Origin of the sequence: Mesorhizobium sp. M1E.F.Ca.ET.063.01.1.1 (assembly GCF_003998155.1) — a bacterium.
Lineage (GTDB): Bacteria > Pseudomonadota > Alphaproteobacteria > Rhizobiales > Rhizobiaceae > Mesorhizobium.
Map to the genome: position 1 here is coordinate 12950 of NZ_RZSC01000006.1, position 20928 is coordinate 33877.

At 59.2% G+C, this 20928-nt stretch carries 20 protein-coding genes; 16 read left to right on the forward strand and 4 right to left on the reverse strand.

From position 1 onward, the window contains the following. Nucleotides 1-11: 11 nt before the first annotated feature. Nucleotides 12-1490 carry a PAS domain-containing sensor histidine kinase gene (locus EOA29_RS01680; RefSeq protein ID WP_127220088.1) on the reverse strand — a complete coding sequence of 493 codons (1479 nt, stop codon included), beginning with the start codon at nt 1488-1490 and terminating at the stop codon, nt 12-14. Between the two features lie 706 nt (nt 1491-2196). Here EOA29_RS01680 and EOA29_RS01685 point away from each other — a divergent pair. Beyond that, nucleotides 2197-2784 (forward strand): HupE/UreJ family protein, encoded by a 588-nt coding sequence (locus EOA29_RS01685; protein WP_127220107.1) that lies wholly within the window; start codon nt 2197-2199, stop codon nt 2782-2784. Between the two features lie 220 nt (nt 2785-3004). Here the strand turns inward: EOA29_RS01685 and EOA29_RS41080 are convergent, their stop codons facing one another. Further along, the gene (locus EOA29_RS41080) at nt 3005-3142 is read right to left on the reverse strand and encodes a hypothetical protein (RefSeq protein WP_189478785.1); all 138 of its coding nucleotides are present in this window, start codon (nt 3140-3142) and stop codon (nt 3005-3007) included. A 94-nt stretch (nt 3143-3236) separates the two neighbouring features. Here EOA29_RS41080 and EOA29_RS01690 point away from each other — a divergent pair, with 94 nt between their 5' ends. The 6 genes from EOA29_RS01690 (at nt 3237) to EOA29_RS01715 (ending at nt 8878) form a co-directional block, all read left to right on the forward strand. Next, a complete protein-coding gene (locus EOA29_RS01690) occupies nt 3237-3833 on the forward strand; it encodes a hypothetical protein (protein WP_245468345.1) in 597 nt (198 codons plus the stop codon). 130 nt (nt 3834-3963) lie between these two features. Continuing rightward, a complete protein-coding gene (cyoA, locus tag EOA29_RS01695; RefSeq protein ID WP_210213102.1) occupies nt 3964-4800 on the forward strand; it encodes a ubiquinol oxidase subunit II in 837 nt (278 codons plus the stop codon). Nucleotides 4801-4802: 2 nt separating this feature from the next. After that, nucleotides 4803-6782 carry a cytochrome o ubiquinol oxidase subunit I gene (gene cyoB, locus EOA29_RS01700; protein ID WP_127220109.1) on the forward strand — a complete coding sequence of 660 codons (1980 nt, stop codon included), beginning with the start codon at nt 4803-4805 and terminating at the stop codon, nt 6780-6782. After that, entirely contained in the window at nt 6779-7414 is a 636-nt protein-coding gene (locus EOA29_RS01705) for a cytochrome (ubi)quinol oxidase subunit III (RefSeq protein WP_127220090.1), read from the forward strand. Before cyoB ends, EOA29_RS01705 begins: the two co-directional genes overlap by 4 nt. Before the next feature lie 5 nt (nt 7415-7419). Next, nucleotides 7420-7791: a cytochrome o ubiquinol oxidase subunit IV gene (cyoD, locus tag EOA29_RS01710; RefSeq protein ID WP_245468349.1), complete on the forward strand. Its 372-nt coding sequence runs from the start codon at nt 7420-7422 to the stop codon at nt 7789-7791. Nucleotides 7792-7900: 109 nt separating this feature from the next. Next, a complete protein-coding gene (locus EOA29_RS01715) occupies nt 7901-8878 on the forward strand; it encodes a LysR family transcriptional regulator (RefSeq protein ID WP_127220092.1) in 978 nt (325 codons plus the stop codon). A 262-nt stretch (nt 8879-9140) separates the two neighbouring features. On the opposite strand, the gene EOA29_RS01720 is transcribed toward EOA29_RS01715, so the two are convergent. Beyond that, nucleotides 9141-9800 (reverse strand): TetR/AcrR family transcriptional regulator, encoded by a 660-nt coding sequence (locus tag EOA29_RS01720; protein WP_127220093.1) that lies wholly within the window; start codon nt 9798-9800, stop codon nt 9141-9143. 197 nt (nt 9801-9997) lie between these two features. Then, the gene (locus EOA29_RS01725) at nt 9998-11305 is read right to left on the reverse strand and encodes an NAD(P)/FAD-dependent oxidoreductase (RefSeq protein WP_127220110.1); all 1308 of its coding nucleotides are present in this window, start codon (nt 11303-11305) and stop codon (nt 9998-10000) included. 600 nt (nt 11306-11905) lie between these two features. Between EOA29_RS01725 and EOA29_RS01730 the strand changes: the two genes are divergently transcribed. The 9 genes from EOA29_RS01730 (at nt 11906) to EOA29_RS01770 (ending at nt 20842) form a co-directional block, all read left to right on the forward strand. Then, the gene (locus EOA29_RS01730) at nt 11906-12634 is read left to right on the forward strand and encodes a hypothetical protein (RefSeq protein ID WP_127220094.1); all 729 of its coding nucleotides are present in this window, start codon (nt 11906-11908) and stop codon (nt 12632-12634) included. An 86-nt stretch (nt 12635-12720) separates the two neighbouring features. After that, entirely contained in the window at nt 12721-14139 is a 1419-nt protein-coding gene (locus tag EOA29_RS01735; protein WP_127220095.1) for a Dyp-type peroxidase, read from the forward strand. A 26-nt stretch (nt 14140-14165) separates the two neighbouring features. Further along, nucleotides 14166-14954, forward strand: a complete 789-nt coding sequence (locus EOA29_RS01740) for a MarC family protein (RefSeq protein ID WP_127220096.1) — start codon at nt 14166-14168, stop codon at nt 14952-14954. Between the two features lie 33 nt (nt 14955-14987). Beyond that, on the forward strand, nt 14988-16109 hold the full coding sequence (locus EOA29_RS01745) for a DUF4331 family protein (protein WP_127220097.1): 1122 nt from the start codon (nt 14988-14990) through the stop codon (nt 16107-16109). A 34-nt stretch (nt 16110-16143) separates the two neighbouring features. Beyond that, complete coding sequence (locus tag EOA29_RS01750; RefSeq protein ID WP_127220098.1) at nt 16144-16767, forward strand: malonic semialdehyde reductase; 624 nt, start codon at nt 16144-16146, stop codon at nt 16765-16767. Nucleotides 16768-16869: 102 nt separating this feature from the next. Beyond that, on the forward strand, nt 16870-17655 hold the full coding sequence (locus EOA29_RS01755) for an SDR family NAD(P)-dependent oxidoreductase (RefSeq protein WP_127220099.1): 786 nt from the start codon (nt 16870-16872) through the stop codon (nt 17653-17655). Beyond that, on the forward strand, nt 17652-18722 hold the full coding sequence (locus tag EOA29_RS01760; protein ID WP_189478786.1) for a hypothetical protein: 1071 nt from the start codon (nt 17652-17654) through the stop codon (nt 18720-18722). Before EOA29_RS01755 ends, EOA29_RS01760 begins: the two co-directional genes overlap by 4 nt. 1 nt (nt 18723) lies before the next feature. Then, nucleotides 18724-20139, forward strand: coding sequence for an NAD(P)/FAD-dependent oxidoreductase (locus tag EOA29_RS01765; RefSeq protein WP_127220100.1), 1416 nt, complete (start codon nt 18724-18726; stop codon nt 20137-20139). 13 nt (nt 20140-20152) lie between these two features. After that, nucleotides 20153-20842: an urease accessory protein gene (locus tag EOA29_RS01770; protein ID WP_245468347.1), complete on the forward strand. Its 690-nt coding sequence runs from the start codon at nt 20153-20155 to the stop codon at nt 20840-20842. Nucleotides 20843-20928: the final 86 nt, after the last annotated feature.

Below are 20928 nucleotides of genomic sequence, written 5' to 3' on the forward strand. Positions count from 1 at the left end.
CGAAGGTATAGTCAACGCGGCTGCGTGGCTCGCAGCTGCGCCGTGCTGGTTTGTGCCTCCTCTCGGGGAAGCGCGACTTCGAAGCGGGCGCCGTGCGGTTCGTTTGCGCGAGCTGAGAGCTGCCCTCCATGCGCTTCCACGATGGACCGGCAAATCGACAGTCCCATTCCCATCCCTTCCGTCTTGGTCGTGAAGAAGGACTGGAAGATGCGGTTGACAGTCTCCGGATCGAGCCCCGGGCCTGAATCGCGCACCGACACGACGACGTTCTGCGCCTCGTCGTTTCCGGAAGTGATCACCAGCTCTCGGGGGTCATGATCGTGCATCGCCTCAATCGCGTTGGTAACAAGGTTGAGAAGCACCTGCCGCAGTTGGACCCGGTCCCCTAGGATGGGCGGTAAATCGTCCGCGAGCTGGGTACGGACCACAACTCGATTTCGCTCGATATCGCCGCGTGCTAGCGCGATTACATCGAGGACGATGTCGTTAAAGGAGAGCCGATCCATCTTGACCGGAGACTTGCTGACCAAAGCGCGGATTCGACCGATCACTTCGGCCGCGCGGTTGCCGTCCTTCAGAATGCGGGCAAGCATTTGCCGCGCCTCATCGAGGTCCGGCGGCTGTCTGTCCAACCAGCGCAGCCCGGCGCCGGCACCATTCACGATAGCAGCGAGTGGCTGGTTGATCTCGTGGGCGATCGAAGCGGCAAGTTCGCCTAACGTGCTCATGCGCGCAACATGCGCAAGTTCAGCCTGCGCGAGTTGGAGGGCATCCTCTGACCGCTTGCGCTCGGTGATGTCGTTGTTAGTTTCCAATATGCTGGCCGCGTTGCCTTGCCGGTCGCGCTGGAGGGCCCATCTGCTCGCCACTGCTAGCTCCGAGCCGTCGCGCTTGGTATGGACGAGTTCGCCGTCCCAGCGTCCGAGGGAGTGCAATTCTGCATTTATCGCGGTGAGTGGTGCGGGGAAGCGCGTTCTCAAAAGGTCGTGCGTGACCCGCCCGATGGCTTCTTCCGCGCTCCATCCGTACAATTCAGCAGCGCCGCGGTTCCAATAAGTAATCACGTCGTCCATGTTGCGGATGAAAATCGTGTCCTTCGTCAGGTCGAGGAGGGCGGCCTTCTCGCGCTCGCCCGCTTGAGCCGATTGGCTTTGCAGGACGAGATATGCCGTCACTGCGATCACAATGCTCCTGATAGACATACGCATCAAGGCATCTTGTGTTGGCCCGATCGGAGGCGAGATCAGATAACTCAAAACGAGAAGTGCGATGCACCCTGCAGCGACGAGTACAAGGTCCCTTCCATAGCAAAAGCGCGAGGCCAGGAGCACGATCACGATGTAAGCTAGCGGGAAAGAGATATCATTTGGGTCGACCGTGTCGACAATAAAGGTCCCGGCCGCCAGCGCGGCGGTCGCGATGGGAAGGAGCCTAGCGGAACGGTTCCATCGTGACGCCACAGGCGCGGATGGCGCAGTTTCGAGCTTCAAGGATGCGCTCCAAGGGCGCTGTTTCAAGTCATTTTACACAGCAGCGGCGTACCAAGTCTATGTGACTGCGGTTGTGCAGCGGCAGGAAAAGCTCGATGCTGCCCGTACAGGCAGCCTTTCCAGGCATACCCAAATCAAGTCGATCACATGTGCGGCAAGTCGCAACTGCCGACCCTAGACACGTGAAGTCTGGTGCTTCGGATCGTGCGCGACCAAGCGTGATGACTGGCCGGAGGACATTATGGGCGCCTTGCGATGAAGTTCTGTCGCCTCCAGCAACATATGCAGGCGAATCCGACTTTTTCACTCCGATGGCGGCCGGCCTGAGCTGCGGCAGCGCAGCTCGCACGGCGCAGTCGGTCAGTCTCGGTATACAGAAGTATAATTTGGGCAGCGCATCCGAATGGTCGCGTGACGCGCTCTTTGGTTTTCTATTAGTGCAGTTGACCACGTGACAATGGCGCAAAACCTTAGAGGACCATAGTATTTCAAGCAGAAACATGGAGCTGGTTACATAGTGGAGTGGCTCCATCTACAAAAATTCTTGGAGGGTTTCGGCGGCTCGGGCTGGAATTGCAGCGGAGATTTCCTCCCAACACCCGCGCGTGCCAGCCTTCGCCAAGATGGAAACTGCGTCACCATTGCTCCGCGCAGCGCCAAAGCGTGTCCGGCATTCCATTGTCTTGAACGAGGAGTCCACATCATGCTGTCTACCACGAAACGCGCAATACTCTCGACGATCGCCCTTGCCGGAGCGGTCTTGCCTGCCCAAGCCCATGTCGGCGCTGGGCTGACATCGTCCTTCTCGGCCGGCTTCGGTCATCCACTTTCCGGCTTAGATCATGTGACCGTCATGATCGCCGTCGGACTCTGGGCGGCCCAGAAGGGTGGGCGCGCCATCTGGGCGTGGCCGGCTGCCTTTGTCGCTGTAATGCTCGTTGGTGCCGGCTTCGGCATGGCACAAGTACCGGTTCCTTTCGTCGAGCCGGCGATCCTCGCCTCGACCGTCGCGCTCGGCCTGATGGTTGCGCTCGCCGTGGACCTTCCTGTGCCGGCTGGGGTCGCCACTATCGCGGCCTTCGGCTTTTTCCACGGCCATGCGCACGGCACGGAGGTCATAGCCGGAACCGGCGGGCTCGAATTTATGGCCGGCTTCGGAGTGTCTACTGCGCTGCTGCACGGTCTCGGCATAGCCGCCGCATTTGCTCTGGGCTCGCGCTTGCACGGCCTGGTGCGCGGGGCGGGCGCGGCTTGCGTCGCGCTTGGTGCCGGCCTTGCGATTGGCATGATCTAGAGGCGGCCTCACGAGCCGGCAAAGTTTGCAGGTCAACCATAGGCTCAAGGGCCTTGCGTTTTTGAGCTCGCCGAAAGGACGGGAAGATGAACTACGCAAAAGATCCGAGGCGCGAACAACTCGTCAATCTGCGCCAATGGAAGGCAGAACAAGAGCGCCGGGCAGCACGATCGCCGGCTTTCATCCCGCGCTCGGCGAAGGGCCTTTGGTTGCTTTGCGTTCACCTGGCGGCCAGGCCGACCCCTTTATTCGCCACGGCGTTTGGATCCGCAATTCTCATATTGACTAGATCGTCGAAATGACTTAGTAGTTTAATTTGAGATGTGAGCCGGGCTGATGGCTCGATGATGGAGATCATGATGGTGGCCTCGGTTCGCGGCGACGTGGGGATAACCGTTCTCGAAGTCCGGGTTTCCGCTGGGATTGGTTACTCCGGCCCCTGGTGAACAGCCATGTTGAATTCGCCCCCCAACTCTCGTGACCGCTTTCTTGAATCGGAAGCCACGATGTTTTCTGAACCCCGGGAGATCACGCGTGAGTATGTCGACAACATGCTTCTTGCTGCGCTGCAGGAAGCGCATTCAGTTGTGCGGTCCTATGATACGAAGGCTCAAATCGTCAGCGTGGGCTATATCCTCGCCCTCAACCTGGCGCTGCGCTTTGGCGACCTCCTGCCGTCACATCCGCCGATCGGGCCGCTGTTCTATGCAGGTGTCTGGGGGATAGTCATCATGCCGATCGTCCAGTTCGGCCAGGTGCTCTATCCGAGCAGACGGCGCGCGGAGAGGGAGCTCAAAAGCAAGATGTCCGGTGCCTCGGCCGTCCCGCCGATCTACTATGTGGATCCCCAGTCCTTTGCCGATGTCCGTGCCCTTGTCCACCAGGCGTTGAAGTCCGATTGGACGTCGGTGCTTGCCGCCGAATTGCTTATGACCTCGCGCGCCAGGGTCATCAAGCAGACCCGATTCCATCGCGGACTCATCATGGCGGTGGTCGCGTTCATCGCACTTGGCGGCAATCAATTCTTACTAAGCTTAGGTGCAATCTAGACGCCGATGAGCGCAACGCCTCACTGTGAATGCATCTATAGCGCAATGCCTTAAAAGTATAGGTGAAAACTAGCGCGCTATTCCAACGGGTCACTAAATGCACAGAATTCGATCAGTACTGACTGTCGTTTTGGCGATTTTACCCCTTGGTGCTAGCGCGCAAGGGATTCTCGATCCGCAAGGGCCGGTTGCGGTCGGCGAACGGCAAATTCTTTTCAATTCGCTCGGCATCATGTTGGCGATCGTGATCCCGACGATTGTCGCCATTCTAGCCGTCGGCTTTTGGTATCGCGCGTCGAATTCGCGGGCCCGGTACCTGCCGGACTTCAACCATTCGGGCCGTCTCGAGGTGCTTGTTTGGTCCATCCCGCTCATGACTGTGCTTCTGGTTGGGGGCGTTGCTTGGCTTGGCGCGCACGAACTCGATCCGGGCAAGGCGCTTCCCGCTCGCATGAAGCCCGTCACCATTCAGGTCGTTTCGCTCGATTGGAAATGGCTTTTCATCTATCCCGACGAGGGCATCGCGAGCGTCAATCAATTGACGATTCCCGTCGGCAGGCCGGTCAGCTTTGAGGTGACATCGGCGGGCGTGATGAACAGTTTCTTCGTGCCGCAGCTCGGTGGCCAGATTTACGCGATGTCGGGAATGCTCACCCATCTTCAATTGCAGGCGGACCATGCAGGGACTTACCGTGGGATGTCGGCGCAATTCAGCGGTGACGGCTTTGCGGATATGCATTTCGACGTTGATGCCGTTGACGCGGGAAGCTTCGCCCGATGGGTCGAGGCAGCGCGCAACGAAGGTTCTGCACTCGACGCGGGCACCTACACGTATCTGACAAAGCCAAGCGCAGGGATCGCGCCGGTCACATACCGAGCAGTTACGCCAGGGCTATTCGATCGCATCGTAGCCGCCGAAATGAATCATGAAGAGATATGCACCCGCACGTCGATGAGGGAAAGATGAGCATACTTGGCAAGCTGAGCTGGGACGCGATTCCGTTACACCAACCGATCATCATGAGTGTCTCCCTCGTCATGATCTTGGTCATCGCGGCCATCCTTGGCTGGATCACCCTTAGGGGGCATTGGCCATATCTGTGGCGGGAGTGGCTCACCTCGGTCGACCACAAGCGGATCGGCGTAATGTACGTCATCCTGGCGCTTGTAATGCTGCTGCGGGGCTTTGCAGATGCGTTGATGATGCGCGCACAACAGGCCGTCGCGGCTGGAGACGCGCAAGGATATTTGCCGCCCGAGCACTTCGACCAGGTATTCTCCGCGCACGGCACCATCATGATCTTTTTCGTGGCGATGCCTTTCGTGATAGGGCTGATGAACTTTGTCGTTCCCCTGCAGCTCGGCGTCCGGGACATGGCTTTCCCGACACTCAACTCGATCGGCTTGGGATTGACGGCATCGGGTATACTTCTGACGAATATCTCCCTGGTGGTCGGTGAGTTTGCAAAGACCGGCTGGGTCGCCTATCCGCCGCTCAGCGAGCTGCAATTCTCTCCCGGTGTTGGCGTCGACTACTATCTTTGGTCGCTCCAGATTTCGGGTGTAGGGACGTTGATGACGGGCATCAATTTCGTCACCACTATTCTAAAAACGCGGGCTCCGGGAATGACCTACATGCGCATGCCGGTGTTTTGCTGGACAGCGCTTGCATCCAACTTGCTTATAGTCGCATCGTTCCCCGTCTTGACCGCTACTTTCGCGATGCTGCTTCTCGACCGGTATCTCGGGTTTCATTTCTTTACGGTCGATGATCAGGGCAACGCAATGATGTACATCAACCTGTTCTGGGTGTGGGGCCACCCTGAAGTGTACATCCTGATTCTGCCTGCGTTCGGCGTGTTTTCGGAGGTTGTTTCAACCTTTTCTGGCAAGGCGCTGTTCGGCTATCGGTCCATGGTGGCGGCGACGATGGCAATCTGCGTCCTTTCGTTCCTGGTTTGGCTGCACCACTTCTTCACGATGGGTGCCAGCGCCAACGTCAACGGCTTCTTCGGTATCATGACGATGATCATCGCCGTACCGACAGGCGTGAAGGTCTTCAACTGGCTATTCACCATGTATGGCGGGCGCGTCCGTTTTGAGGTGCCGATCCTTTGGTCGGTGGGATTTATGGTGACCTTCGTCATCGGCGGGATGACGGGTGTGTTGATGGCAGTACCTCCCGCCGATTTCCAACTGCACAACAGCCTCTTCCTGGTCGCTCATTTCCACAACGTCATCATAGGTGGTGTCGTGTTCGGCGTGATGGCGGGCTACAATTATTGGTTCCCCAAGGCGTTCGGCTTCAAGCTCGACGCACGCTGGGGCAAGGCATCATTCTGGTGCTGGCTCATCGGATTCTATCTTGCCTTCATGCCGCTCTACGTTGTGGGTCTGATGGGCATGACCCGACGCATGCAGCATTATGACGTGGTCAGCTGGCAGCCTTGGCTGCTGGCAGCTGCGGTCGGGGCCGTGGTCATTCTGGCAGGGATCGTCTGCCAGATCGTTCAACTCGTCGTCTCGATCCGAGCCCGCGAGACGCTCAAAGCGGCGGCGGATCCATGGAATGGTCGCACTCTGGAATGGGCGACCGCCTCACCGCCGCCGGCGTGGAATTTCCGGACACTCCCGGTGGTCACGGATACTGACGCTTTCTGGAAGCAAAAAAAGGAAGCCCACATTGAACAAGCGCAGACGGCTGAGTCGAGCGGTTACGAGCCGATCGAGATGCCGGCCAACAGCGCTGTCGGCTTCGTCACCGCATTCTTTGCGGTGGTAGTTGGGTTTGCAATGATCTGGCACATCTGGTGGTTGGCAGAGCTGGGCGTTTTGGGGATTTTTCTGACGACGTTAGCCTTTGCCTTCCGCGAAAAAGAAGACACCGAAGTTACCGTCGAGCAGATCGCCAGGTTCGAAGAAGTCCGACATGCAGAGGTGGCAGTATGAACATCACTGTTGCGCTCGACGGCCATGTCCTACGCGATATCCCGGTCCCTGCAAGGGAGGCTAGTCACGCTCCGAAGCGGATCGTCGTAACTTACGGCTTCTGGATCTTTCTCCTCAGCGATATCGTGATGTTCTCGGCCCTCTTTGCGGCCTACTCGACCCTTTCGCGTGCGACTGCAGGCGGTCCGAACGGCGCCCAGCTCTTTGACCAGGCGGGCGTTGCGATAGAGACCGCCTGCCTGCTCGCTTCGAGCTTCACTTGCGGGCTAATGTCTTTGGCCATCGGTTCGCGGCGGTTCGGCACGACTTATTTCTACGCTCTACTCACGTTTGCGCTTGGCGGTGCGTTCCTCGCCCTTGAGCTTCATGAGTTCGCCCACATGATTGCGGTCGGCGCAACGCCACAGCGCAGCGCATTTCTTTCTGCCTTCTTCACCCTTGTCGGTTGCCACGGGCTCCACGTCGCTGTTGGCTTGGTCTGGCTCCTGGTGATGATGGTGCAGGTCAAAATCAGGCAGTTTAGCGCGACTGTAGAGCGTCGCCTTCTCTGTTTCGCCCTGTTCTGGCATGCGCTCGACATTGTCTGGGTTTGGCTATTCACGGTCGTCTATTTGATTGGGGTGCACCAATGAGCGCAATGCAACACGATCATGCGTCCGATGACACAGGCGAGGTTTCTCGGGAAAATACAAATCGCATGTATATAATCGGGTTATTTTTAGCTGTAGTTCTAACTGCGACGTCGTTCTGGGCTGCAAACACGTCGATACTTTGGTCTGCCGGCGTTCCGCTCGGATTGTCGGTATTGGCGATTGCTCAGATGGGTGTTCATCTTGTGTTCTTCCTGCACATCTCCACTGGGCCGGAAGACACAAACAAAGTGCTCGCACTGGCCTTCGGGGTTCTCATTGTAATCTTGGTCGTCGCGGGCTCGCTTTGGATCATGACCGACCTGAACCAGAATATGGTTCTGCCGGCTGAGCTGATGGATTTGCACATGCAGCACTGAATAAGACATCACCTGGACAGCGGGAAACGTAGAGTAGGACGGTCCTGCTTCCTCATCGCCGCGTAAGCGGTACGGCTAGAACAGCAGCCTCTAAAGGCAAGAGCGAACCATGAAATGGCGTTTCGAGGACATTCTCACGTTCATAAATGTAGTCGAAGCCGGAAGCGTGACCTCCGCAGCGACCCGTCTGAACACGTCGAAATCAGTAGTAAGCAAGCGCATCAGTGATCTCGAAGCGGCACTGCACGTAGAACTGTTTCGTCGGTCCGCAGGCAGCGTCAAGCCCAACGAACGTGCGCGCTCTTTGTACGAGCAAATTGTTCCGCTGGTCCAAGCCATGGCCGAAGCAACTGAAGGCGTATCCGACCGGACTGAAGGCTTGAGCGGCCGTCTCAAGATGGCCGTTCCAGTGTCGTTCGGGACTAAGTTTCTTGGGCCGATCATTGCCGAGTTTGCTAGGCAACATCCGGATCTGGAAATAGCGGTGGACTACGAGGACCGGCCGGTGAGCCTGACTCAGGGCAATTATGACCTCGGCATACGGATGGGACCGTTGAACGAGTCGAGCCTCAAGGCTCGCAAGCTTTGCGAATACGCACGGATAGTGTGCTGCAGTCCCGAATATTCGAGAAATTTCGGCTTGCCGAAAAGCATCGCTGAACTGGCAAACCACACCCGCATCGACTACGCGCATGTTCGCGCCAGCGACCTTTGGCAGTTCGAAAATGATGGAAAATGCGGAAGACCCATACCCGTTCTGATGCGCAGCCGAATTGTAGCCAACAATTTCGAGGCAATGAAAGACATGGCGATCGCTGGATTGGGGCTGGTTTTGTTGCCTGAATTTTTGGCAGCCGAGTCACTTCGGGAAGGAACTCTAATCCCCGCCATGCCCCACATCAAAGCTCGGGCCGACACGATTTCCGCCGTTTATCCGTATACTCGGCATGTCTCGCTCAAGGTGCGAAGGTTCATCGATCACTTAGTTGCCTCTCTCGCCCCGCCGCGGCCCTGGTGCCCGCAAGTGAACGAGGGAGACGATCTCAAAAGCAGCCGAGCCACACACCGGGCGTCGGTTGCGGCCTAGGCGCGGGAGCAGACCGCGGGTCGAGCCGTCAAAGTTGTCGGCCTGACAATGTCCGCCGGCAGTTGGGTGATCGGCGTTCCGGATCGCTCGGGGTGAACGCGAGGTCGGTTCCTGAGGTAACCTTTCAGTCGCGCGGAGCGGCCTGCATGAGGGGCCGACTCGTAGCCTCAGGTCCGGCCCATTCGCCGAGGTCTTAGCAGCCTTCTGTCAGCTCTCGGTTCCCGGAAAGGAGCCCAACGTGGTGAGCTACTTTGCCTTCCAGTCAGGGCGCCGCATAGTCGCCGGCACTGACGGGCCTGTTCCGCAGAGCCTCAACGCCGAAGGAAATTAAGTCTTCGGGCCTGATGAGCGAACGCCTGAAATGGAAGGTCTTGATCGCTTTCGGCTCCAAGAGTGCGGCAGCTGACGCGCAAAGGCATTCAGCCGCCCGAAGACTGTCTTGCTCGCGAAACTCCTTTGCGAGGACACCTTTTTGAACAAGTTCAACGACGACGTCCCTCACGCCTAGTGCATGTGCCTCAAAGGCTGGCCAGCGCTCGTCGTCGGCGACGGTGAGCAGCTCGAAGAGCTTTTCCTGATCGCGCATGAGAGCATATAAACCTCGATGCAATCCGAGGATGAACTCTCGAAGCGCTTGGGCACTCGTCGACCTGTCGGAATTGGATTGCATGATCGGGAAAGTGTCTTCGAGTACACGCGCAACAAGCGCATCGTACAACGCCAGTTTGGAAGGAAAGAACCTGTAGACATTTGCCGGCGACATTTCGAGGTAGCTCGCGATGTCGCTTACATTGGTCTTGCCAGAGCCGTATATCGCGCACAAAGTCCGTGCTGCACTGAGAATGCGGGCAACGTTCTCTCCCCGACTCTCTTGCCGTTTCCGGCGCCGGTTGCCGGAGCCGCAGATATCGCGATCAAGCATCGGCTCCTCCACGTAAGACTGCGGTGCTGGGACAAGATCGAAGGGAGGCCTTTTCCCGAGTCATGCTGAACTCTGGAGGCTGGGCTTGTATCCAAGTCGCGCATGCATGTGCTAGCGGTGAGGCGCCGACGCCAGGCGATATTGTGAGCACCGCTAATGCTGGTAGGTTGCTTCCAGCCCCGACGCACAATTCGCTGTCAACTCATTCGGATCCGGGGCTGCACGAGTGCGTTGATTCGCTCGGCCACCCACAGTAGGGCCGCGCGGAAGGGCCCGTGAAGTGTGAGCTGGTGGCGCCTGTAGAGCACGGCGTGAGTAAGCTGTGCGAACCGACCTTTGATGAAGCCACCCTTGAAAAATCCGAAGCGGCCCAATGTACCGAAGGCGTTGTATTGGCTGAGCGCTACCAATGCGCCGAAATCTTGGAATCTGAATGGCGGCACCGGCGTGCCTTTTCTGAGGAACGCCGGCAAATGGCGGATGAGATGCAGCGCTTGCTGACTGGCCACTTGTGCACTTGCGGGCAAAGGTCGCTCTCCGCCCTCAGGTAAAAATGTCGCGCAGTCTCCCAATGCAAAGATGTGCTGGTCGCCCTTGGCCCTCAAGTCAGCGCCCACGACGATCTGGCCGGCGTGGTTCAATTCCAACCCGCTCTGGTCAAAGCTGCTCGAGGCACGGATGCCCGCTGCCCAGACCTTCAGCGAAGCAGGAATAGTCTCGCCGCCGTCGAGCAGATAACCACCCGGATTGGCACCCACGACCTTCACGCCGCTGCGCACGTCCACACCCAGCTTTCGCAATTCCGATAACACGGAGGTGGAAACTTTCTCCGGAAATGAGCCGAGGATGCGCAGTCCGGATTCCAGCAGGGTCACGCGAAATCGGTGGCGGATGTCGGTGCCGCCGTAGCTCGAAGCCAGCTCGACCATCCTGCTGAGTTCCGCGGCCAGTTCCACACCAGTGGCACCGCCACCGACGATGCCAATATCGATATGGCCGCCCTCGGCCAAGCTGCGCACTACCTGCGCCCTAAGCCGGGCATTGAAGCCCTCGGCCTGGTCCTGACTGTCGATGAACTGACAGTGTTCGGCCACGCCAGGCGTGCCAAAGTCGTTCGCGCGGCTTCCGAAGGCGAGAACGAGCAGATCATAGTCCAGATCGCCGCCCTGAGCGAGTGTTTCGGTTCCTGTCCTCAGCGGCGCCAAGCGAATGTGACGAGCCGTGCGGTCGATCGAGTCCACCTGCCCAGGCACATATTCGAAGTGATGTGCATGCGCATGCGCCAGGTAGTGCACCTGCTGCTGGTAGATGTTCCAGGTGCCAGCGGCAAAGGTGTGGAGCATTGGCTTCCAGACGTGGACCCAGCTGCGGTCGATCAAGGTCACTCGCGCTCTTCCGCGGCGGCCCAGCGTATCACCTAGTCGGGTGGCGAGAACCAGCCCAGCAACACCACCACCTACGATGACGATCTTCGGCGCTGTGCTGCCAGAACGTGACTTCACCATACGCAGCAATTGAGGAGTGCCATGATCGGTCTTTGCTACTTGGAGCATGTCTGCGGCCCTACAGTAAGTCGAGTTTCAATATCTGACGCCAAGGCGCGCGGCCCCTCGAAGACGTAGCACTTGAGAACTGATCCGCCTGTTTGATTTTTACGAACCCTACATTCGTATTTACACTGGTGCCCTTGAGCTAAGAGACGAGTTGAAGCCTGCGCGATATGGCCGAATGCGTCTGATAGCCGAGCGTCGTGGCGGTGGCGCTCACGAGGCCGTCCGCCCGGTCCTTTCGTCGCCTAAGCTGCGCGGTCCTTATCCTGACTGCTCGATCTTCCTGTCCATCACAAGTCTGTGCAGGACGCAGAAAAATCGTCCAGAAAGCAGCTGCCGACAAATCCGGTAAAGTCAATTCACGGCTTCGTGCAGGTGTTCGGTGGGTGAGAACCCAAGGTTCGCCAATATAGGCTTCCAATTCATATCCGCCGAGCCTACTTGGTCTACATGGATCGGCGCAAGTACCGGCATCAATTGCTCTGAGTAATTACCCAGCGGCCTGCTGCCCGGCGCGCAGCATCGATCCCCAATTCACTTCAACCGAGGTTCCCAATGAACAACAAGCCCGCCAATTCAGAATTCCAGTCCGGATCAAGTTCAAGCGCCGCCTCGTGGGACTTGCGTCACCCCGGCCTCCTCATGAAGGACGGCGACCGCGAAGTGCACGAGTTTACGGGCATGTGGCCACTCAAGCCGGATGCCGACCTTGTGAAGTTTACGAACACGCTCGCATTCCATGAGTTCTGGAATCCGCCGGAGTTGAACTTCGCCAAAGCAACTACCCTACTCGGGCTAATTCGCGCTGCACGCTGGTTTGTCGGCACGAGCACAGAATTCGGCCCCACACTCTACTTCGTCTCACAATTCGATAGCAGCCTGAATAAGTATTTCGACGATTTCGTGCTCAACGGGCGCGAGAACCTGGCAGCGATCTGGGGCCAGTGCATCGGCTGTCCAACGGGGCCTGACGCAACGGCTCGCGACATCGTCCAGTATATCGCGCGCGGTCAGATCAAGACCTTGGCTTGTTACGATGCGTTCCCGAGCCTGAGCAACAGTCAGATCGAAAAGCAGGCCGACTGGTACACGAAGACCCAGAACTTCCAGCGTGCAGTTGCCAAAGGCGCCGGCAAGATCGAGGACTTGGTCGACACCTTCCTCAGCGAGCTCGCGAAGCCGTACGAGCACGTGCGTAGCGCCGCGGCCATAGACACGGACGTTGCCCACCAGCCGCAATACACCGACGTCCCCGAGCGACTGGGCGTGAAGAAGGCCGCGTAGGGCGGCATCATTTCGCCGGCGTTGGTTGACTCAAGGTCGATCCACGCCGGCAGCGCCGCTGGATCACCTCAAAGGACAACAAGTCAATGAGCATTGCAGTTGCTTCCCGGGCTCTGGGGGCCGCCGACCTCACAGCAAATCTTGGCGACATTCAGGACAATGTCGTCGCACCCGTCCTGATGCGATATGGGCGGCACATCTTTCTCAAGTTCAAGGATGGCGGGAAGGCGCGTGAATGGCTGCGTGTCCTTATGGCGCGCGTCAATGCTTTATCGGGTGAACGCGGAACTCGCTTCACAGTGAACGTCGGGTTCACCTTCGAAGGGCTGAAGGCGCTGGGCCTGTCCCGGCGGTCGCTTGACAGTTTTCCAGACGCTTTCCGAATCGGTGCAGCTGGACGGGCCGCTGTCGTAGGCGACGTCGGCCCCCATGCGCCGGAGCACTGGGAAGGCGGCCTGGGCGGGGCCGACATTCACGCCATGGCCTGGATTCGGACCCATTCCGCCGACAGTCGCGACATTGCCACGCAGGTTCTTACCGCCGAGATGGAAGCGATAGGCGGCATCGAAATCCGCTTTGTACAGGATACGATGGCACTCGCTCATGCAAACGGGATCGGGTCAGAGGGTGAGCATTTCGGCTTTGCCGACCCAATTTCCCAGCCCCCGATCGAAGGTGCGGATACACCGAACTACCCCGGCGACGGTGTGCAGGAAGCCGATGGAAAGTGGCGGTCGTTGAAGCCGGGCGAGTTCCTGCTGGGTTACGAGGATGAGGCCGGGCCTAGCGGCATCGCGGCGCCGGAGCCGTTCGAATTGCGTGCCAATGGGACCTACATGGTCTTCCGCAAACTCTATCAGGACGTCGCTGCTTTTCGCAAATATCTGCATACCGCAGCCAAGGCACTCTATGGGTCCGACGATCCGGGCCATCAGGAACTGGTAGCCGCAAAAATGATGGGCCGGTGGCGCAGCGGCTGCCCTATAGACCTTTCGCCGGACAAGGACGATCCTGCGATCGCGTCCGACCCTATGCGCCGCAATAACTTCAGCTACGAGGGGGACGACGACGGCGTGCGATGCCCGCTCGGCGCGCATTTGAGGCGCTCAAATCCGCGCGCGACGCCGTTGAAGCGCGCGACTGCTGTCCGGCGGCACCGGCTGATCCGGCGCGGAGTCGAATACGGGCCGCACCTGGCAGACGGAGCGCTCGAGGATGACGGCGTCGACCGGGGCCTCGTCAATCTATTCATTCAGGCTGACATCGAACGGCAGTTCGAGTTCATCCAGCAGGAATGGATGAAAGGGGGCGAGTTCATCGGCCTGGATCCAAATGAGCAGGACCCGATCAACGGCGTCGGCGGCGAAGGCTCGCAGATGATGGTGCCCGGCGCCAAGCAGCCCTTCCTGTTCGATCTTCCGACATTCGTGACAGTAAAGGGAGGTGAATACCTGTTCGTTCCCGGACTGAAAGCGCTCGAAGGGCTCATCGAGCAGAAGTTCTGATCTCTGCTGGGTGAAGGAAGCAAACGATGGCTATCGGGAAGTGCAAGGGAAACTCCAAGCCGAGGCTCTATAGCGGCCTGACCGTCATGCTGGGAATAGCAGTTGCGGGCGTTTGCCTCATGACCGGGGCGCCAGCTGCTTTCGCGCAAGCCGTTCCCGCCCAATCGTCCGTGCTTGGCGAACATCTCACGACAGTCAGCGAAGTGTTTACCTTCTTGTTCGTTACGCTTGGGCCGCTCAACGTCATAAGCCCCTTCACTGCGATCACGGACGGCCATGGCGTCGCCACTAGGCGTCGGATCGCCCTCAAAGCCTTTCTGATCGCGACCATCGCTGTCCTTCTCGCCGCCACGGTGGGTGCGGCCACGCTTCAGGCATGGGGCGTTTCAGGGGCAGCGTTACTTCTCGCGGCCGGGATCATCTTGTTTTTGATCGCGTTGCGACCAGTTCTGGCAGGTTACGATCTACTGGAGCCCCAACCACAAGCGTCAGCGCAAATTTCCGCATCGACTACCTCTGAGTCCCGACTGGCCTTCGCCCCTATCGCCTTCCCCATCATCATCACGCCGTATGGTGTTGGGCTGCTGGTCCTGCTGTTCACGCTGCACCCTCTCGGCTCCGGCGGTTTCTGGATCCTGGCGACCGCGGGCTTCGTGCTTGTGCTGGACCTGGCGGCCATGCTGGCCGCCGGGCGGATCGCAAAAATCCCGTTCAGCAAGCCCGCCCTCGATATTCTCGGATGTGTCATGAACGTGCTCCTCGTGGCGCTGGCAGTGCAGGTCCTGGCGGACGGCATCCGTCTACTCGCTGAATAAAAATTCTGAAGTAATACAACGGAGTTAAGCGCAATGTCAGACCATTTCAGTGGGCCAGCGGTGATGGGCGATCCTGCGGTGGACATCACCGACTTTTATGCGTTCCCGAGTCCCGGGCGGCCCGGCAACCTCGTCCTGATTATGAACGTTTTTCCGCTGGCGACGGCGCAATCCTTTTTCAGCGACGTTGTCACTCACCGGTTTCGACTGCGGCCACTCACCCGCTCCGAGCGGGGTATCGCCGCGGGCGCGACGGAACATACGATCGATGTTCGCTTTGGCGATGTGCCGGAAGGAACCGCGGTCCAGAAAGGAAGCATTGTTACATCCGATGGGCGGGAAGCCAGCTTTGTCGTTGGCGAGCCGCTGGAACAGGATGGCATGCGCGTCTTCGCGGGACTGGCGAGTGACCCCTTCTTCATGGATGTGGAGGCCGCGCTCCGGACCGATATGTCGGGCAAATTATCGCTCGACACGGCGGTAAACACCGTCGAGCATCGCGATGTCTTGTCGATTGTCGTCGAGATCCCGTCCGCTCCAATCATCCAACAATTCGGTGGGGCATCACTGATCGCGGCCATCTCGGAAACTGTCGTGACGCGCCGCGGCAATCCTATCCGCATCGAACGCGTCGGGCGCCCGGAGATCAAGAACGTCATAATGGCGAACTCGGCTCGCGATCCGCGAACGAAGGGCGTGGAGCTTCGCGATCTCTACAATCACGAAGACGCTTTCTCGCTCTCAAACGTGTATCGACCTCTCTACGAAACGCGTCTCGACACAAACTTGGCCTTCTGGGACGGTCTTGATGGCAAGGCTGCATGGCCGTCAGGATCGGACGGGCGCCACCCGTTGCGCGATCTGCTCATAGATGACTTCCTGGTGCTGGATCTCTCACGCCCCTTTACACCAGGCAGTTTCCTCGAGATCGAGCGCGCTCTGCTCGCCAACGGCTCCCATATGACGGCCGGCGGGCGATGGCTAGACGACGACATTCTCGATGAGCTGCTGACGCTAATGGTGAATGGGGGGCAAGGCGAGCGCTTCGGCGACGGCGTCGACGCTCCCACCAGGCCTGCCAGCGTTTCATTCCCTTATGTGCGCGAGCCTAACAAGCGGGCCGACATCCCTCTGCCGGCCTTCTTACGGAGTTGAACATGCAATCCTCTAAAAGCAAGAGAGCGCTTTCATGACGGTCCTCGTCGATCCCAAAAGTCTACCCCGTGGCAAACGGCTTGACGCCGCCGCCCTAGCCCAGCTCTTCACGGTAGCGCGGACCCACACCGCGTTCCACGAGATATCGGTTCCAGAAGAGCTTCTGCGCGAAGCGCTCGACCTCGCCAAGATGGGGCCTACCGCGGCTAACCAGCAGCCGTTGCGCGCGCTCTTTCTGCGTTCGACGCAAGCCAAGGAGCGGCTGCGTCCGGCGCTTATGGCCGGCAATGTAGAAAAGACAATGGCTGCACCGGTCGTCGCGATCATGGGCCACGATGTCGAGTTTTATAATCACTTGCCGTTCCTTTTCCCGCACGTCGATGCCAAGAGCTGGTTCGCAGGCGATCCCGATTTCGCAGCCCGTAGCGCCGCGCAGAATGGCACTCTTCAGGTCGCCTACTTCATTCTCGCGTTGCGGGCTGTCGGATTGGACGCGGGGCCGATGACTGGCTTTGATCCGGCCAGGGTCGAGCAGGAGTTCTTCCCGGACGGCAAGATCAAGGCCAACGTCATTGTCAACATCGGCTACGGTAATGACGCCAAGCTGTTCCCGCGCAGCCCGCGGTTCTCGTTCGACCAGATGGCGACGATCCTCTGAATGTTCCCAACCAATTGGGCAGCGCTCAACAGCAGCAAAGACGATTCCCGCTAACCGCGCATGTGGAGAGCGCGCTCCACTGCCATCAAAGGAGAACTGAAAATGGATTTGCTGAAGGGTAAAGGCGCCGTCGTAACCGGCGCTGCATCGGGCATAGGCAAAGCGATCGCGGCCGCATTCATCGAAGAGGGCGCTAGCGTGCTGCTCTGCGATCTGAACGCGCAAACACTTGAGGCCGCCGCCGCCGAGCTCGGCACTCGAGCGATCAGCCGGGTCACCGATGTGTCGGACGAGAGCCAGGTCGAAGGCGCGATGCGCGCGGCTCGCGAGGCATTCGCGTCGGTGGATATCGTGGTCAATTGTGCCGGCTTTGGTGCGATTGCACCGCTTACCGAGCTCGCCGGTGACAAGTGGAAATCTGTGCAGGCCGTGACTCTCGGCGGCGTCTTTTATGGGGTGAAGCACGCCGCCCGTCAAATGCTCGAACAGGGCCGTCCGGGTGTCATCATCAATATCTCATCGGTGAACGGTCGGCAGCCTGGCGAGGGGCAGGTGGCCTACTGCGCTGCAAAGGCCGGCGTCGATATGATCACCCGCTGCGGTGCGCTGGAACTTGGCGGTCGGGGCATCCGCGTTGTCGGCATCGCACCCGGCCTGGTCGAAACTCCCTTGACCCGGAAGGAATTAGCAGATCCCGAAATGCGCGACCTCTTTCTCGGTATCATCCCGATGAAGCGGCCGGTGGCCGCGCAAGAGATTGCTGCAGCTGCAGTGTTTCTCGCGTCGGAACATGCCCGGTCGATCAACGGGGACACGATCGCGATCGACGGTGGCTCCTTGACCCGTGGATATCCCGCACTGCTGACTGGTTTGAGAAAAGCGTCATGATCGAGCCTGGTCGTTACACCAGCGGTACCATCGCGCTCGCCAACCTCTCGGCATCGATCCAAAGCCTCGAACGTCGTTGTGACGAAGGGGCAGATTTCGACAGCTTGGTGGCACTGTCGAAGTTGCTGTTCGCTCGCGGTGACGTGCTCGGTCGTATAGTGGACCACGAACGGGCGGAACTCGCCGTTGGCGAGGCGGTTTCGTCGTCGCCCAACCATGCAATCGCGTTCTATATTCAGGCGCAAGTTGCGGGGCGTTTCCATCGGTTCGAGGAAGCACGCGCATGTCTCGACCAGGCCTTTACGATGGGCCAGCCTCGTGCCGAAATCGATGCCGAAAGGGCCGCATTGCTGCAGGCAACCGGCGCATACGACGACGCGCTTGTGCTGCGCCAAAGGCTGGCGGAGGAGGATCCCGGGATTCACACACTCGGGGCCCTGGCGTCGCTTTTGGCAGAAATGGATCGATGGAGGCCTGCAGAAATCACCTACGCGCGTGCGCTCGAAGCCGACCAAGGTGTGTCGCCTTTGCCGAGCGGCCAGCTGCTCTTCGAATGGGGCGTGAGCGCGATGCGGCGAGGGGAACTGGACCGCGCGGAGGCGATATTCTCCGAGCTGCACGCGGTTTTGCCGGGGCACGTGCCGGGCAGAGGCCATCGCGCCGAAGTGGCGCTTGCGCGGCGACAATTGGACCTGGCGATGATGCTCATCCAGCCGTTGGTCGAGACCTCTGACGATCCGGAGTATCGCGCGACCTACGCCGAGATCCTTGCCGCGATGGGGGACAGTAAAGCTGCGCACGAAGCGCTAAGGGCTGCTACAGCGTACGAGATCTTGCTGGCGCGGCGGCCCGAAGCATACGCTGATCATGCGGCGGCCTTCTTCCTTGGCGTCGGAAACCGGCCGCAGCGCGCCGTTGAGCTGGCCGTGGCCAATCGGAAGATCCGCGACACCCCCCGCTCACGGCGCCTCCTCGACAAGGCGCTGCGCAATGCACGGCGCTTTTCGCCAGGGAATGGCATGAGCATTAGTGCCGGCAAAACGGCTGACATGCTGAAGGCACAATGAGGTGACGGACGTTCTCGTAATCGGCGCGGGTCCAGCGGGTGCAGTCGCGGCGCTGCGCGCCGCAGACCTCGGTGCGCGTACCACCTTGGTCACGAGCGCTGGGTTCGGTGGCATGGCCGCAAACGACGGTCCAGTCCCTGTGCGGACCCTGGCCTATGCCGCGAAGCTCTTCCGCGAGGCCCCACAGTTGGATCAATATGGCATCGCCGTTGGAGAACCGCGGTTAGATTACTCCCGGCTGCTTGAGCGCGTGCGGGCAGTCCTCGGGGATGTCGTCACGCATTCCTCATTGCGGGAGCAGATCGATTCCGCCAGGGTCACCGTTTACGAGGAGGCTGGCAATGCCAGTTTCGTCGACCCCCACACGGTCATAACGGAAAGCGGGTTGCGGCTGCATGCCGAAAAGATCATCATATGTACAGGCGGAGTCGGTCGGCGAGATCTAAGACCAGGGTTCGAGCTGACGAGCACCCACAGCAGTGCCTTGGCTTTGACCGAAGTTCCTCCATCGATGCTCGTGGTCGGCGGCGGAGCTACCGCCGTGCAGGTCGCTTCAATTTTCAGCGCATTCGGTTCGCAGGTCCATCTCTTCGAGAGAGGACCTCGCATCCTTTCAACCGAGGATGCGGATGTGGCCTCGGCAATCACAGCAGCCTTCCGCAAGGCAGGTATGATCGTGCGTGAAAATTTCGGCGACATCGACTCCTTCGAGAAAACATCGACTGGAGTACGGATGAATTTCCGGAAGGACGGCGAACGCGATTGCGCCGAGGCTGCGCTGGTTGTGATGGCGACCGGTTGGGTCGCGGATACTGCGAAGTTGAACCTCTCTGCAGCGGGCGTCATGAGCGATGATCGGGGGTTCGTGAAGGTAGATCCTTTTCTGAGAACCTCGGCCTCCAATATCTCGGCGGCCGGCGATGTGACCGGCCAATTGATGCTCGTTCCGCATGCCATACAGCAGGGTTTCCTAGCGGCCTCGAACGCTGTCCTGGGGCCCACTACGCGGCTCGACGAAGGCGTGAATACGAGCGCCGGATTTACGGATCCGGAGTATGCGAGCGCGGGCCTGACGGAAGCAAAAGCTCGTGAGACGCATGATGTCGTGATCTCGATAGTACATTTTGACTCGACAATCCGCACGATTATCGACGGTCGCAAAGTTGGCTTCTGCAAGCTTATCGTAGATCGCAAGACCGCGAAGATATTAGGCTGCCACGTTGTTGGAGAAAGAGCAGTGGAGATTGCTCAAGTCGCCGCAATAGCGATCTCTGCCGAGATGCGGGTGGATGATTTGGGACGGGTTCCACTCGCGTTTCCTACCTACACGGGAAATCTTGCCTACGCGGCTGCAGCTGCGGGCCGTCAACTCGACTTGCAGGTGGGCTGGGCAGGCGAGGTGGCATCTCGATATTGAAAAAAGGTGTCTGATGATCTCGATGCCGATACTGGGACTGGGCTTTCTCATGGGAATGCGTCACGCCCTGGAGGCCGACCATATAGCAGCGGTGTCGACCATTGCTGCTGGTCGAACCAGAATGACCGATATCGTTCAGCATGGCCTGACCTGGGGGCTGGGGCATACGTTGACACTTTCTTCGTTCGCGGGCGTCGCGATCATACTAGGTCGGACCATTCCCGCTGTACTTGCTGGGCACCTCGAAGCCGCAGTTGGCGTCATGCTCGTCGCCCTTGGATCCAACTTACTGTGGCAGCTATGGCGCGACCGCATTCGCCTCTTGCATGGCCTTGATGTCCGCCATCTTCACGTCGGCGATGGTGCTGCGAATGGGAGTACGGAGCGTCCCACCAAGCACGGATTTCGTTGGCGTTCCCTGGCCGTCGGACTGATGCATGGCATGGCCGGCTCGGCAGCACTGCTGGTGCTTACGGTGTCCCAGGTCGCGGACCCGCTTCAGGGCGTGGTCTATATTATGCTGTTCGGCCTGGGCTCGATGATCGGGATGGGTGCGTTGTCGAGTGTCATTGCGGTGCCGCTCATGGCGTCCGCGCGTCTGCTCACCGGTATGAACCATGGCCTGCAAGCAGCCGTCGGCTTTCTCACGATCGGAATCGGTGCGACGACGATCTACACAATTCTCATCCACGCAAATGTTTGATCACGCCGAACTCAAGCGTTTTCGCTATGCGCCTCGGCCCACGTCGATTTCTGGCAGCCGGGAAAGAGAGCCTTGGTGTGCCCAGG

Coding starts and splice junctions, on each gene's coding strand:
- EOA29_RS41080 (WP_189478785.1), bottom strand. CDS start 3,142: ATGATCTCCATCATCGAGCCATCAGCCCGGCTCACATCTCAAATTAAA.
- EOA29_RS01690 (WP_245468345.1), top strand. CDS start 3,237: ATGTTGAATTCGCCCCCCAACTCTCGTGACCGCTTTCTTGAATCGGAA.
- EOA29_RS01705 (WP_127220090.1), top strand. CDS start 6,779: ATGAACATCACTGTTGCGCTCGACGGCCATGTCCTACGCGATATCCCG.
- cyoD (WP_245468349.1), top strand. CDS start 7,420: ATGCAACACGATCATGCGTCCGATGACACAGGCGAGGTTTCTCGGGAA.
- EOA29_RS01715 (WP_127220092.1), top strand. CDS start 7,901: ATGAAATGGCGTTTCGAGGACATTCTCACGTTCATAAATGTAGTCGAA.
- EOA29_RS01720 (WP_127220093.1), bottom strand. CDS start 9,800: ATGCTTGATCGCGATATCTGCGGCTCCGGCAACCGGCGCCGGAAACGG.
- EOA29_RS01725 (WP_127220110.1), bottom strand. CDS start 11,305: ATGGTGAAGTCACGTTCTGGCAGCACAGCGCCGAAGATCGTCATCGTA.
- EOA29_RS01730 (WP_127220094.1), top strand. CDS start 11,906: ATGAACAACAAGCCCGCCAATTCAGAATTCCAGTCCGGATCAAGTTCA.
- EOA29_RS01735 (WP_127220095.1), top strand. CDS start 12,721: ATGAGCATTGCAGTTGCTTCCCGGGCTCTGGGGGCCGCCGACCTCACA.
- EOA29_RS01740 (WP_127220096.1), top strand. CDS start 14,166: ATGGCTATCGGGAAGTGCAAGGGAAACTCCAAGCCGAGGCTCTATAGC.
- EOA29_RS01745 (WP_127220097.1), top strand. CDS start 14,988: ATGTCAGACCATTTCAGTGGGCCAGCGGTGATGGGCGATCCTGCGGTG.
- EOA29_RS01750 (WP_127220098.1), top strand. CDS start 16,144: ATGACGGTCCTCGTCGATCCCAAAAGTCTACCCCGTGGCAAACGGCTT.
- EOA29_RS01755 (WP_127220099.1), top strand. CDS start 16,870: ATGGATTTGCTGAAGGGTAAAGGCGCCGTCGTAACCGGCGCTGCATCG.
- EOA29_RS01760 (WP_189478786.1), top strand. CDS start 17,652: ATGATCGAGCCTGGTCGTTACACCAGCGGTACCATCGCGCTCGCCAAC.
- EOA29_RS01770 (WP_245468347.1), top strand. CDS start 20,153: ATGATCTCGATGCCGATACTGGGACTGGGCTTTCTCATGGGAATGCGT.